We start from the raw sequence: 12,791 nt of genomic DNA, 5'->3' as shown, positions 1-12,791 counted from the left end.
CGCGCGATCGGACGGGTCTCAGGCGGGCAGGTCGACCAGTTCCGCCAGCCGGGCGCGGTGCTTGCCCGGCGTCCCCAACGCGATCTCGTCCGCCTTCGCCCGCTTCAGGTACAGGTGCGCCGGGTGCTCCCACGTCATCCCGATGCCGCCGTGGAGCTGGATCGCCTCCTCGGCCGCCTTCACCGCGATCGGCGACACCCGCGCCTGCGCCACCGCCACCGCGATCGGCACATCGGTCCCCGTGGCCAGCGAGTCCGCCGCGTACCGGGCCGCCGCGCGGGCCAGCACCAAGTCCGTGTACAGGTTCGCCAGCCGGTGCTTCAGCGACTGGAACCCGCCCACCGGACGCCCGAACTGGTACCGCCCCTTCAGGTACGAGACCGTCTCCGTCAGCGCCCACTCGGCGACGCCCGTCTGCTCCGACGCCAGGATCCCGGCCCCGGACAGCAGCGCCTCCTCCAGCGCCGAAGCCGCGTCCGGACCGGACGCCACCAGCGTCGCCGGCGCGTTGTCCAGCGAAACGTCGGCCACGCGCCGGGTCAGGTCGAACGACGCCAGCTCCGTAACCGTCGCGTCGGCCGCCGAGACGACGTACAGCTCCGGTCCGTCCGGGCCCGCCGCCGGGACGACCAGCAGGTCCGCCACCGACGCGTCGGCCACCGTGCCGACGCGGCCGCTGAGCCGGCCGCCGGAAACAGTCACCGACGACGGGAACCCCGCGCCCGGCGCCGTCGACAGCGGCACGGCCAGCGCGCCGATCGCCGAACCCGAGGCCAGCTGCCGGACGAAGTCGCCCGCCGAAGCGCGGACCAGTGCTGTCGTCGCCAGCACCACGCTGCCCAGGAACGGCACCGGCGCGACGCTGCGGCCCAGCTCCTCGGCCACCACGGCCACCTCGCGGGCCGACGCGCCGTGCCCGCCCAGCTCCTCGGGCACCGCCAGCCCGGCCACGCCGACCTCCTCGGCCAGCGTGCGCCACAGCTTCAGGTCGTAGCCCTCGGCCGTCTCGACGCGCGCCAGCAGCGCCTCCGCGGAAGCCTTGTCCTTCAACAGGTCCCGGACCGAGGCACGCAGGTCCTCTTCGACGTCTGAATACAGCAGGTCGGTCATCGGGGGAGGTCCTTCCAGGCGACGTCCTTGTCGACGCGCGGCTCCGAGGGCAGCCCCAGCACGCGCTCGGCGATGATGTTGCGCAGGACCTCCGAGGTGCCGCCCTCGATGGAGTTGCCCTTCGCGCGCAGGTAGCGGTAGCCGGCTTCGCGGCCGGTGAAGTCGACGATCGCCGGGCGCCGGAACGTCCAGTCGTCATACGCCAGGCCCTCTTCGCCCAGCAGCTCGACCTCCAGGCCGGTGAGCGCCTGGTTCAGCTCGGAGAACGCGACCTTCATGGCCGAACCCTCCGGGCCGGGCGCGCCCGCCGTCAGCTGCTGGCGCAGCCGGGTACCCGCCAGCCGCAGCGTCTCGGCCTCGACCCAGCGCTGCACGAGCCGGTCACGCAGCTCCGGCGTGCGCAGCTCGGGCCGCTCGCGCCAGGTCTTCGCGACGATGCCGATCAGCCCGCCCTCACGCGGCTGGACGTGCCCGCCGATCGCGACGCGCTCGTTCATCAACGTCGTCTGCGCGACCTTCCAGCCCTCGCCGACCGCGCCGAGGCGCTGGCTGTCCGGGATCCGGACGTCGGTCAGGAAGACCTCGTTGAACTCGGCCTCGCCGGTGATCTGGCGCAGCGGCCGGACCTCGACGCCGGGCGCGGTCATGTCGCACAGGAAGTACGTCATACCCTGATGTTTCGGCACGTCCGGGTCGGTGCGCGTCACCAGGATCGCCCACTGCGATTCGTGCGCGCCCGACGTCCACACCTTCTGGCCGGTGACGATCCAGTCGTCGCCGTCGCGGACCGCCCGCGTGCCCAGCGCGGCGAGGTCGGAGCCGGCGCCCGGCTCGGAGAACAGCTGGCACCACACCTCCTCGCCGGTCCACAGTGGACGCAGGTAGCGCTCGCGCTGCTCCGGCGTGCCGAAGGCGAGGATGGTCGGCGCGGCCATGCCGAGACCGATGCCGATCCGGCGCGGGTTGTTGTCCGGCGCGCCCGCTTCGGTGAACACACTGTCCACAGCGGACTGCAGCGCGCGCGGCGCGTTCTGCCCGCCGAGCCCGGCGGGGAAATGGATCCAGGCGAGACCGGCGTCGAACCGGGCCCGCAGGAACTCCAGCCGGTCCGTCGTCTTCGGGTCGTGCGAGGCGAGGAACTCGGTCGCCTGGCGAGTCAGGTCTTCGGCGGTGACAGTCACTTCGCGCCCTCCGAGAGGTACTTCTTCAGCTCACGCCGGGCGAGTGAGCGCTTGTGGACCTCGTCCGGCCCGTCGGCAAGGCGCAGCGTGCGGTTCCCGGCCCACATCGCGGCCAGCGGGAAGTCCTGGCTGACGCCGCCGGCGCCGTGCACCTGGACGGCCTTGTCGAGGATCCACTCGACGGTGATCGGCGTCGAGATCTTGATGGCCTGGATCTCGGTGTGCGCGCCCTGGTTGCCGACGGTGTCCATCAGCCACGCGGTCTTGAGCACGAGCAGCCGCTGCTGTTCGATCTTCACGCGGGACTCGGCGATCCAGTCCTGCACGACGCCCTGCTGCGCGATCGGCTTGCCGAACGCCTCGCGCGAGATCGCGCGGCGGCACATCAGTTCCAGCGCGCGCTCGGCCATGCCGATGGCGCGCATGCAGTGGTGGATCCGGCCCGGGCCGAGCCGGGCCTGGGCGATCGCGAAGCCGTCACCCTCGCCGGCGATGAGGTTCTCCACCGGCACGCGGACGTCTTCGAACAGGACTTCGGCGTGGCCGCCGTGGTCGCTGTCGTCGTAGCCGAAGACGTGCATGCCGCGCTTGACCGTCAGGCCCGGCGTGTCGCGCGGGACCAGGATCATGCTCTGCTGCTTGTGCGGCGCGGCGTCCGGGTCGGTCTTGCCCATCACGATGAAGATCTGGCACGCGGGGTTCATCGCGCCGGAGATGTACCACTTGCGGCCGTTGATGACGTACTCGTCGCCGTCGCGCCGGATCGCGGTCTCGATGTTGCGGGCGTCGGAGGAGGCGACGTCCGGCTCGGTCATCGCGAAGGCGGAGCGGATCTCCCCGGCGAGCAACGGTTCCAGCCACTGCTTCTGCTGCTGCTCGTTGCCGAACATGGCCAGCACTTCCATGTTCCCGGTGTCGGGCGCGGCGCAGTTGAGCGCGGTCGGCGCCAGCCGGATGCTGCGGCCGGTGATCTCCGCCAGCGGCGCGTACTGCAGGTTCGTCAGGCCCGCGCCGTGGTCGCCGGGGAGGAAGAAGTTCCACAGGCCGCGTTTGCGGGCCTCGGCCTTCAGCTCCTCCATGACCGGCGGGATGGCCCACGGGTCGTCGCGTTCGGCGAGCTGCCGCTCGAACACGGGCTCGGCGGGGTAGATGTGCGAGTCCATGAACTCGAGGAGCTTCCCGCGCAGCTCCTCGGTCTTCTCGTCGAACGCGAAGTCCATTTACTTCTCCTCTTTGAGAATCTCGTTGCCGTGCGAGATGAGCAGCGGGACACCGGCCCCGACGCCTTCGAAGCCCGCCCCGACCGTCTTGCCCTGCGTGTAGCGGTAGTGGATGCCTTCCAGGATCACGGCCAGCTTGAAGAACGCGAAGCTGACGTACCAGTTCAGCTGCGAAACGTCCCGCCCCGAACGTTCGGCGTAGCGCCGCACGACTTCGTCGGTCGTGGGGTAGCCGGGCGCGGAGCTGGCGTTGGAGACGAACTGCAGCGACACCTTGTCGCGCTCGGCGTAGGCCACCAGCAGCGCGAGGTCGGTCAGCGGGTCGCCGAGCGTCGACATCTCCCAGTCGAGCACCGCGGAGATCTCGTCGTTCGCGTCGACCAGGACGTTGTCCAGGCGGTAGTCGCCGTGGATGATCGACGGCTTGCCGGACACCGGCACCGCCGCGGCGAGCCGGTCGTGCAGTTCCTCGATGCCGTCGAGGTCGCGGCTGCGCGAGGCGTCGAGCTGCTTCTTCCACCGCCGCAGCTGCCGCTCCAGGAAGCCCTCCGGCCGGCCGAAGTCGCCGAGCCCGGCCGCGGCCGGGTCGACGGCGTGCAGGTCGACGAGCGTGTCGACCAGTGCGTCGGCGATCGCGCGGGTGCGCTGCTCGCCGAGCCGCGCCAGTTCGTCCGCGGTCCGGTAGGGCGTGCCCTCGACGAAGCTCATGACGTAGAACCGCGCCCCGATGACGTCGGCGTCCTCGCAGAGCAGGATCGCTTCGGGCACCGGCACGGCGGTGTCGCGCAGGCCCGAGATAACCCGGAACTCGCGGGTCATGTCGTGCGCGGTGGGCAGCACGTGCCCGAGCGGCGGGCGGCGCACCACCCAGCGCGAGCGGCCGTCGCCGACCACGTAGGTGAGGTTCGACCGGCCGCCCTCCACGACGTCCGCGGACAGCTGTCCGGCGACCAGGCCGGGCCGGTGCGCGTCCAGGTGGGCGCGCAGGCGGTCCAGGTCGAGTCCTGGCGGGTTCATGCAGTCTCCTCTTCGTCGAGGGGAGCATACCGACTAGTCGGTATGACGTACAGCGGCGGTTGCCGATGCGGAGCTTTCACGTGAAAGCGCCGCCTCGGCAACCGCCGCTGTACGTCATACCGACTAGTCGGTATGACGTACAGCGGCGGTTGCCGATGCGGAGCTTTCACGTGAAAGCGCCGCCTCGGCAACCGCCGCTGTACGTCATACCGACTAGTCGGTATGACGTACAGCGGCGGTTGCCGATGCGGAGCTTTCACGTGAAAGCTCCGCATCGGCGGCGTCACGCGAGGAACCGCGTCACCCATTCGGCGACGCAAGCGGGCTTCGCTTCGCCGTCGATCTCGACCGTCCACTTGGACACTGCCTGCTTGCCGCCGGGGATGTCGGTGACCTCGACCAGCTCGGCCCCGGCGCGCACCTTCGAGCCGACCTTCACCGGCTGCGGGAAGCGGACCTTGTTGAGGCCGTAGTTGATGCCCATCTTGATGCCGTTGACCTTGTAGATCTTCGGGCCGAACGCCGAGAGCAGCGACAGCGTCAGGAAGCCGTGGGCGATCGTGCCGCCGAACGGGCCCGCGGTCGCCATCGGCTCGTCGACGTGGATCCACTGGTGGTCGTCGGTGGCGTCGGCGAACTGGTTCACCCGGTCCTGGGTGACCTTCAGCCACTCGCTGTACCCGAGGTGCTCGCCGGCCGCCGCGGCGAAGGCGTCCAGGTTCTCGAACTCGCGCATCGCCCTCAGTCCTTCGGTCCGCCGGCGGCGTAGATGACCTGGCCGGAGATGAACCCGGCGCCCTCGCTGACCAGGAAGGAGGCCAGGTGGGCGATGTCGTCGGGCGTGCCGACGCGCTGCACGGGGATCTGCGACGCGGCGGCGGCCTTGAACTCCTCGAAGCCCATGCCGATCCGCTCGGCCGTCGCGGCGGTCATGTCGGTGGCGATGAAGCCCGGCGCGATCGCGTTCGCGGTGACGTTGAACTTGCCCAGCTCGATGGCGAGGGTCTTGGTGAAGCCCTGCATGCCGGCCTTCGCGGCGGAGTAGTTGACCTGGCCGCGGTTGCCCAGCGCCGAGGTGCTGGAGAGGTTGACGATCCGGCCGTACTTCTCCTGCGTCATGTACTTCTGCACCGCGCGGGTCATCAGGAACGAGCCCTTGAGGTGCACGCCGAGCACGGAGTCCCAGTCCTGCTCGGTCATCTTGAAGATCAGGTTGTCGCGGGTGATGCCGGCGTTGTTGACGAGGACGACCGGCGGGCCGAGCTCGTCGGCAACGCGGGTGACGGCGGCCTCGACCTGCTCGGCATCGCTGACATCGAGGGCAACGCCGACGGCCCTGCCCCCCTTGGCGACGATGGCCTCGGCGCCCTGCTTGACACCGGCCTCGTCCAGGTCGAGCAGCCCGACGGCGAAGCCGTCATCGGCCAGCCGCGCCGCAACGGCGGCACCGATGCCACGGCCGGCACCGGTGACCACGGCGACACGGGAAGGGGAATCGGTCACGGGGACCTCCTCGTCGTTGAGAAGCGGGCTCGTGCCCGCGAGCCTACTAAGCGGTTGGTCACCCGACGATACGCGAGATCGGTCCCCGGCGTGGTGACAGCATGCGCAGGATCATAGCCAGCGATGAGGGCGGGAAGCCGACTGCTCCACACGGGTGAACCGCTTCAGGTAGACCGGTCCGCTGTGCCGGGGGGAAGCACATATTCAACGGTGCGCCACAGCAGCTCTGGCCCAGCCTTGGCCAGGACCGTATGAGCTGGAAGCAGAACGGCCGCCGGCACTCCTTGATCGATGTGCCGGGCGCGGCTACATCGCCAGGAGGACGCGGCCGAAGGGGCCGTCCTCGGCGAGGTGGCGTTGCGCCTGCGCGGCCTGCTCCAGCGGGAACACGCGGTCGACCAGGGGCGTGATCTCCTTGCGGGCGACCAGTTCGAGCAGCCGCGTGTTCGCGGCGTTGATCTGCTCCGGGGTGAACAGGGCGAACCGGAAGCCGTGGATGTGGGTGTTCTTCCAGATGAGGTCGGTGACGTCGATTTCGGTGCGGGTGCTCGCCGCGTACCCGATGCTGACCAAGGTGCCGTCCACGGCCAGCGCGCCCAGTGCCGCACCGGTCACCGAGCCGCCGACGCCGTCGAGGACGACGTCGACGCCGTTGCCGCCGGTCAGCCGGTGCACGCCGTCGCGCAGGGATTCGGTTGACAGGTCGATCACCTCGAACCCGAGCGCGCGGCCGCGTTCGGCCTTCGCGGTGGTGGTGGCCGTGGTGATCGCCGCGCCGGCGCCGAGCACCCGGGCGACGTCCACGCCGCCCTGCCCGACCCCGCCCCCGACACCCGGCGCGAGGACCGACTGCCCGGGCCGGAACCCGGCGAGTTCGGTGAGCGCCAGGTACGCGGTCAGGTGGCCGGTCGCGGCCGTGAGCGCGGCCGCGGCGGTGTCGTCGACGCCGTCCGGAACGGCCACGACGTGCCGCGGGTCGACGGCGATGTACTCGGCCCACGCGCCGTCGGCGCCCACGCCGTACCGGCCGCCGCTGAGGATGACGCGGGTGCCCGACGGCAGTCCGCTCGCGCCGGGCTCGGTGAGGACGCCGACGCCGAACCCGCCGGGCCGGATCGGCAGCGGTTTGACGGCCGCGGCGGGAAGTTTGCCGCTGCGGACGGTGTCGTCCAGCGGGTTCACGCCAGCGAAGGTGAGCCGCACGAGCGCCTGGCCGTCGGTGGGGACCGGGGCGGGGACATCGACGGTTCTGAGGACGTCGTAGCCGCCGAACTCGTCGTACTGGATCGCGCGCACGGTGTTCCTTCTTCTAAATAGGTGTTGGTTATTTGGTTCTTTCAGTGCGCTGCCGCTCGCGGTAGGCGCGCAGGTTGGCGGGGTTGCCGCAGACGCGCACGTCGTGCCAGGTGCCGCTGTTGTTGCGCGAACGGTCGAAGAACGCTGCTTCGCACCGGGGGTTGCGGCAGGTCTTGAGCCGGCGCCACGTGTCGGCGGACTGCGCGTCCGCGATCGCGATCAGCGCGAGCGAAGCCAGCGCCCGCCAGCCGGTCCCGCGTGGTTCCGGCCGGACCCGGCCGTCCGCGGCCAGGCGGAGCACCACGCCGGCCTGGTGTTCTGCCGCGCGCGTACTCGATCCGGCGACCTGGGCGTGGAGATCGACGCGGAGGTCGCGAAGCGGGTCGAGGTCGCCCTCACCGAGGACGACGGCGGGGATGTCCTGACCGGCTTCCCCGGTCCAGGCCGCGAGCGCGGCGTCGGCCCAGTCCTGCGCCGACGCGACGTCGGCGAGCAGGTCCGGCTGACGCGGGCGGCCGGCGGACCGGGTGTTGAGCAGGTCGTGGACGAACCCCAGCCCGCCCGGGGCGGGTGAGAGGTCGTAGCGCGCGGTCGCGAGCCAGGTCATGAAAGAAGCATGACTCGTTAGCCTATTTCACGCACACTTCTGTGGGGGAGGTCACCGTCAGGCGGGTCCGGTCGCGCCCTCGATGAGCGTCTTCGCCAGCCCTTCGGCGTCTTGGAGTGGTCCCATGTCGTTGAGCGAGGTGGCCAGCGCCCGGGCACCCTCGAACAGTACGGCGAGCTGCCGGCCGAGGACTTCGGGCCGAGGTGCGCCTGCTTCGGCGGCGGTTTCGACCAGGCGCGCGGCGAACTCGCGCTTGTGCCGCTCGACCGCCGCCGAGGCCTCGGGCAGCGTCCCGGCCGATTCGACGGCGGCGTTGTGCATCGGGCAGCCACGCACCACTTTCGCCGACGGCGGGGAGGTGGGGCGTTCGGCGAACAGCCGCAGGAGACGTTCGCGCGCGCCGAGGTCACGGCGGTCCAGAACGGTTTCGCCGAGGATCGCCCCGTCGGACTCGATGCGCTGCAGATAGGCGCCGATCAGCGCTTCCTTGCTCGGGAAGTGCTGGTAGAGCGTCCGCGTCGACACGTGCGCCACGTCGGCCAGCTTGGCGACGCCGGTGGCGTGGATGCCGTCGCTCGTGAACAACTCGACCGCCGCGCGCAGGATGCGTTCGCGCGCGCCGCGTCCACCTCGGGTCGCGCCGGCCGTGGCTTCGCTCGTCTCCATGCCCCAAGTATATCGAACGTTTTACTTCAGCGGAGACGCCTGCTACGTTCATGTACAGCGATCGTTGTACTTGACGAAAGGAGAACGACCCATGCAGCAGATCCGCCACGAGGTGGTCCGGTGGTCGATCGATACCGGCGCGCCCTTCGACGACTTTCGAAAGCGCTACGAGGCCGCCGTGCCGGCGGTGGACCTCGAGCGGATGACGCGGCTCCGCGCCGAGCACGCGAGCTGGGACGCCGTGCTGGCCGACGCCGCCGAGAGCGCACCGCACGGGTTCCTGCGGTTCTGGAGCACCGACGTCGGGGACCTCATGCGCCTCGCGGGCCACCACAGCTCCTGTGCCACCTACCTGATGGGCAACCACACCATCGCCGAACGCATGTACCGGCACGACCCGGCCGTCATGCTCTACGCGCCCCTGCGCACGACGATCCACGAAGACCGGCAAGGCGTCACGCGATTTTCCATCGACCAGCCGAGCAGCCGCTTCGCCAGCTTCGGCGACCCCGACATCACATCCGTCGGGCTCGAACTGGACCGCAAGGTCGTCGACCTCCTGCGGGTGCTGAAGGTTCCGGCGCCCGCCGCTCTCACCGTTTCCCAGGACTAGAGGTACTCATGGCAGACGAAAACCTGGCCGGACTCGGCGTCGCGGCGGCGGCCGCCGCGATCCGCGACGGCGACATCACGTCCGAGTCCTACACGTCCGCGCTTCTCCGGCGTGCCCGGGAAAACGCCGGACTCAACTCGTTCATCACCATCGACGAATCCGTTGTCCTGGAAGCGGCCGGCGCCGCGGACAAGGCACGCGCCGCCGGCTCCGACGCACCGCTCCTCGGGGTCCCGCTCGGGGTGAAGGACAGCTACGCGACGCGGGGTCTGCGCACGACGCTGGGGGTGGAAACCCTCGCGGAGTTCGAGCCGCGCGAGGACGCCGTCGTCGTCCGCGCGATCAAGGACGCCGGCGGCATCGTCTTCGGCAAGAACAACCTCGTCGAAATGTCGTTCGGGTTGACCGGAAGCAACCGGCGCTACGGTCAGGTGAAGAACCCCTACGACCAAGACCGCGTGCCGGGCGGATCGTCGAGCGGCTCCGGAGCGGCGGTCGCGGCCCGGCTCGTGCCCGCCGCGTTCGGCGGCGACACGGTCGGCTCGATCAGGGTGCCCGCCGCGCTGTGCGGCGTCGTGGGCTTCAAGCCGACGACGGGCCGCTGGCCCGGCCGCGGGGTCGCGCCGATCTCGCACACGCTCGACACCACCGGCATCCTCGCTCGCGATGTCGAAGACTGCGCGCTGATCGACCGGATCGTCACGAACGAGATCGGGCCGCCTCCCGCGGATCGCACCGATCTGAAGGGAGCGCGGTTCGCCTACGCGCCCAGGCAGTACCTCGAGCTGGTCGACCCGGAAACGGAAGCCCGGTTCAGGGAAGCACTTCGACGGCTGCGGGACGCGGGCGCGGAAGTCGCCGAAATCGATCTCGGCGAGGACTTCTCCGTACTCGCGGACCGGACGACGTGGAACATCTTCTTTCGCGAGACGAGGGACGCGGTGTCGCAGTTCTTGCGCGAAAGCCGCTTCCCCGTTTCTTTCGAGGAGATCTACGACGAGCTCAAACCGGAGCTCCGAGAGGTGTGGGGCCACCTGGTCCTGCCGACCGGGACGGGTTACCTGGCACAAGAAGATTACGCCGCGACACTGTCGGCAGATCGCCCGGAGCTGCAACGCAGGTTCGGAGAGGTGTTCGCGCGCCAGGGATTCGACGCGCTGGTCCTTCCGACGACGCCCTGCCCCGCTCCATTGATCGACCGGCAGGCGAAGTTCACGGTCGCGGGCGAAGAGGTCACTGATCTGTTCCTCGCGAAGAACACCGTTCCCGCCAGTGGAGCAGGCTTGCCCGGCATCAGCATTCCCCTCGGGTTGACCCAAACCGGGCTACCGATCGGCATCGAGTTCGACGGCGCGCCCGGCCACGACCGTGCGCTCCTGGACCTGGCGCGTCGAGCGCAGGCCGTTTTCGGCACCCTCCCCGCACCCGCGTGAGGAGGCGCCCAGGGCACTGCGTCCGGAGCCGCGGACGAGGTGGTCCGCCGTGAACAAGGCGGTCATCCCATCCGCGGGCCGGCTTCTCACTCCGCTCACTTCTCGCTGGGCGGGCTGTCGTACCGGAGCCAGGTGCCTGCTGTTCCGTGTTGTCCGATGCCCGGCTTGCTGTAGTCGCAGACGCCGCTCGGAAAGGCGGCGCGCAGTTGGGCGCGTTCGGTGGGCGTGAATGAGGCCGGGTAGTCGCGGAAGTCGAGGGGCTTGAGTGCGCAGGCGACGACGTCTTCGGAGAGCGGCCCGCCCGCGCGGAGCCGGGGGTTGGCCCCGATCGGGTAGACGGTGCCGCACCGGCCGGTGGCCGGGTAGGTCAGGGGTTGCTTCAGGCGTTCGGCCGCGGAGAGGTAGCAGCCGTCGGTCAGGTCGGCCGGCTTGCCGGAGATCACTTTCGCCTGGCGGCTGTTCGGGGAGTGGTCTGCCTCGATGGCGGTCAGCCACCGGTCCATGGCCGATAGTTCGTAGGCGTTGGCTGCCGCGAGCTGGTCGGGCGTGTACTGGTTCTCGATGATGACCTGGTTGGCCGCGGTGCCGTTGGCTTTCTCCAGCCGCGCGCGCATGACGAACGACCACTCGCTCGTGTGGATGTCCAGCAGCGGCCCGGCGGTGTCGATGTGGACGCGCTGGTCGATGATCGGTGTCGTGCGCAGGCCGTTGCCGCCGCTGGGCACGATGTCGTCGCGGTAGGCCGCGTGGACCGCCCGGGGGTCGGCCTCGCCGCGCTCGGCGACCGGTGTGCCGGCCGCGTCGTACCCGCCGATGCCCGCGTTGAGCGCGGTGAATTGCGCGGCGCTGATCCGGCCCTGCTCCAGGGCAGTCAGTCCATATTGGACACCGGTGTTGTCGGCGAGGCCGCGGACGAAGCCGGTTTCCGGGTCGCGGCCGAGCTGGTTGGCGTACTGTTCGGCGACACTGCACTTGACGCCCGTGGGGTTGGTGACGGGGTCGTAGACCGCCGACGGCGGGATCGCGGTGTTGTCGTCGGTGGCGATCCCGTGGTTGCAGCTGCCGGCCGCGGTGAGCCGGCTCGCGTAGCTGGTGTCCCAGGAGGTGCAGCTGTCGTAGTCGAGGAACCCGGCCACCGCCTGCCGTTCGGCGGCGGTGAACGCGATGCCGGGCTTGGCGAAGTACCGGTTGAGCAGCCGGCAGTCGCCGGCGACGTCGAGCACCGTGAAGGGATCGGGGAAGGAGAAGCCGGGGACGATGCCGTCCAGGATGCCGGGGTAGGCGTCGGCGATGTCGTACTGCTGGATCGAGCCGCCCGATCCGCCCCAGCCGATGGTGTGCGCCACCGGTCCGTAGGTGGTGATGAAGTGTTCCTTGACCATCATCGCCGCCTCGGCCGAGATGATCGTGGAGCAGTTGTTCTCCAGGACGTTGAGACTGGACGAGGCGACCGCGTACCCCTGCGACAGGAACAGGTCGTCGAGGACGGTCCCGGTGCTGCTGCCTTGGTGGTGCCCGCCGTTGCAGCCGCCGCCGAAGGAGTAGACCAGCCTGCGGTTCCAGTTCGTGTCCGGCCGCAGCGGGGACGGCTCGTGCCCGTCGTGGAGCGCGGCCGTCTGGTAGACGGCGCGGTCGATCGTGCCGGTCTCGACCCGGACGACGTAGGGCACGGCGCGGCCGTCGACCGTGGCCGTCGCCAGGTCGGCGGGCCGGGCGTCCGGGTCGGTCAATGGCCGGAAGGCGCCGCCGGTGGTCCGGTACCGGTAGCTGACCACGGTCGGTGCGGAACACGACGGGCCGGCGGCCGGGGCGAGGCCGGACGCGGTGGTTTCGCAGTAGAAGGGCTGCTGCTGGGGTCCCGAGAACACCGGGCCCGAGGCGGCGTGGTCGACCACCGTCACCGCGGCCTGTCGACGACCGGATTCCGCGACGAGGTGGTGGGTTCCGGGCCGGAGCCCGCGCACGAGCCCGAGGAAGCTCCCGTCCGCCTGGCGCGTCAGGCCCGCCACCGGGTGGCCGTCGGCCCGCAGGACGACCGGTCCGGGTGCGGTCACCCGGACCAGCACGTCCGGGCCGCTGACCAGGTCCGGCCGTGGGTTGGACACGGTGGTGATGGTGACGCCGGGTCCGTCCTGTGCTGAAGCG

At 70.4% G+C, this 12,791-nt stretch carries 12 protein-coding genes; 2 read left to right on the top strand and 10 right to left on the bottom strand.

Going from position 1 to position 12,791, the window contains the following annotated elements; all coding sequences use genetic code 11:
* Nucleotides 1-18: 18 nt before the first annotated feature.
* The 9 genes from ABFJ78_RS42495 to ABFJ78_RS42455 form a co-directional block, all read right to left on the bottom strand.
* On the bottom strand, nucleotides 19-1,110 hold the full coding sequence (locus tag ABFJ78_RS42495) for an acyl-CoA dehydrogenase family protein (protein ID WP_436393110.1): 1,092 nt from the start codon (nucleotides 1,108-1,110) through the stop codon (nucleotides 19-21).
* Entirely contained in the window at nucleotides 1,107-2,291 is a 1,185-nt protein-coding gene (locus ABFJ78_RS42490) for an acyl-CoA dehydrogenase family protein (RefSeq protein WP_436393109.1), read from the bottom strand. The genes ABFJ78_RS42495 and ABFJ78_RS42490 overlap by 4 nt, the downstream gene beginning before the upstream one ends.
* The gene (locus tag ABFJ78_RS42485; protein ID WP_436393108.1) at nucleotides 2,288-3,511 is read right to left on the bottom strand and encodes an acyl-CoA dehydrogenase family protein; all 1,224 of its coding nucleotides are present in this window, start codon (nucleotides 3,509-3,511) and stop codon (nucleotides 2,288-2,290) included. The genes ABFJ78_RS42490 and ABFJ78_RS42485 overlap by 4 nt, the downstream gene beginning before the upstream one ends.
* Nucleotides 3,512-4,528, bottom strand: coding sequence for a phosphotransferase family protein (locus ABFJ78_RS42480; protein WP_436393107.1), 1,017 nt, complete (start codon nucleotides 4,526-4,528; stop codon nucleotides 3,512-3,514). It abuts the gene before it with no gap.
* A 283-nt stretch (nucleotides 4,529-4,811) separates the two neighbouring features.
* The gene (locus ABFJ78_RS42475; RefSeq protein ID WP_436393106.1) at nucleotides 4,812-5,264 is read right to left on the bottom strand and encodes a MaoC family dehydratase; all 453 of its coding nucleotides are present in this window, start codon (nucleotides 5,262-5,264) and stop codon (nucleotides 4,812-4,814) included.
* 5 nt (nucleotides 5,265-5,269) lie between these two features.
* A complete protein-coding gene (gene fabG / locus ABFJ78_RS42470; RefSeq protein WP_436393105.1) occupies nucleotides 5,270-6,031 on the bottom strand; it encodes a 3-oxoacyl-ACP reductase FabG in 762 nt (253 codons plus the stop codon).
* Nucleotides 6,032-6,337: 306 nt separating this feature from the next.
* Nucleotides 6,338-7,327 carry a quinone oxidoreductase family protein gene (locus tag ABFJ78_RS42465; protein WP_436393104.1) on the bottom strand — a complete coding sequence of 330 codons (990 nt, stop codon included), beginning with the start codon at nucleotides 7,325-7,327 and terminating at the stop codon, nucleotides 6,338-6,340.
* A gap of 28 nt (nucleotides 7,328-7,355) precedes the next feature.
* Nucleotides 7,356-7,934, bottom strand: coding sequence for a CGNR zinc finger domain-containing protein (locus ABFJ78_RS42460; RefSeq protein WP_436393103.1), 579 nt, complete (start codon nucleotides 7,932-7,934; stop codon nucleotides 7,356-7,358).
* 57 nt (nucleotides 7,935-7,991) lie between these two features.
* Nucleotides 7,992-8,600 (bottom strand): TetR/AcrR family transcriptional regulator, encoded by a 609-nt coding sequence (locus tag ABFJ78_RS42455; RefSeq protein ID WP_436393102.1) that lies wholly within the window; start codon nucleotides 8,598-8,600, stop codon nucleotides 7,992-7,994.
* A 91-nt stretch (nucleotides 8,601-8,691) separates the two neighbouring features.
* On the opposite strand from ABFJ78_RS42455, the gene ABFJ78_RS42450 reads away from it, so the two are divergent.
* The gene (locus ABFJ78_RS42450) at nucleotides 8,692-9,213 is read left to right on the top strand and encodes a DUF302 domain-containing protein (RefSeq protein WP_436393101.1); all 522 of its coding nucleotides are present in this window, start codon (nucleotides 8,692-8,694) and stop codon (nucleotides 9,211-9,213) included.
* Nucleotides 9,214-9,221: 8 nt separating this feature from the next.
* Nucleotides 9,222-10,646, top strand: a complete 1,425-nt coding sequence (locus ABFJ78_RS42445; RefSeq protein WP_436393100.1) for an amidase family protein — start codon at nucleotides 9,222-9,224, stop codon at nucleotides 10,644-10,646.
* A gap of 95 nt (nucleotides 10,647-10,741) precedes the next feature.
* Here ABFJ78_RS42445 and ABFJ78_RS42440 read toward each other — a convergent pair whose 3' ends face one another.
* Nucleotides 10,742-12,751: a DUF6351 family protein gene (locus ABFJ78_RS42440; RefSeq protein WP_436393099.1), complete on the bottom strand. Its 2,010-nt coding sequence runs from the start codon at nucleotides 12,749-12,751 to the stop codon at nucleotides 10,742-10,744.
* Nucleotides 12,752-12,791: the final 40 nt, after the last annotated feature.

It is taken from the genome of Amycolatopsis sp. MEPSY49, assembly GCF_051337345.1.
Lineage (GTDB): Bacteria > Actinomycetota > Actinomycetes > Mycobacteriales > Pseudonocardiaceae > Amycolatopsis.
This window is presented reverse-complemented; position numbering and strand designations above follow the sequence as displayed.

Excerpts from the sequence above, each read along its gene's own strand:
- ABFJ78_RS42495 (WP_436393110.1), bottom strand. The coding sequence starts at position 1,110 with ATGACCGACCTGCTGTATTCAGACGTCGAAGAGGACCTGCGTGCCTCG.
- ABFJ78_RS42460 (WP_436393103.1), bottom strand. The coding sequence starts at position 7,934 with ATGACCTGGCTCGCGACCGCGCGCTACGACCTCTCACCCGCCCCGGGC.
- ABFJ78_RS42455 (WP_436393102.1), bottom strand. The coding sequence starts at position 8,600 with ATGGAGACGAGCGAAGCCACGGCCGGCGCGACCCGAGGTGGACGCGGC.
- ABFJ78_RS42445 (WP_436393100.1), top strand. The coding sequence starts at position 9,222 with ATGGCAGACGAAAACCTGGCCGGACTCGGCGTCGCGGCGGCGGCCGCC.
- ABFJ78_RS42475 (WP_436393106.1), bottom strand. The coding sequence starts at position 5,264 with ATGCGCGAGTTCGAGAACCTGGACGCCTTCGCCGCGGCGGCCGGCGAG.
- ABFJ78_RS42480 (WP_436393107.1), bottom strand. The coding sequence starts at position 4,528 with ATGAACCCGCCAGGACTCGACCTGGACCGCCTGCGCGCCCACCTGGAC.
- ABFJ78_RS42485 (WP_436393108.1), bottom strand. The coding sequence starts at position 3,511 with ATGGACTTCGCGTTCGACGAGAAGACCGAGGAGCTGCGCGGGAAGCTC.
- ABFJ78_RS42450 (WP_436393101.1), top strand. The coding sequence starts at position 8,692 with ATGCAGCAGATCCGCCACGAGGTGGTCCGGTGGTCGATCGATACCGGC.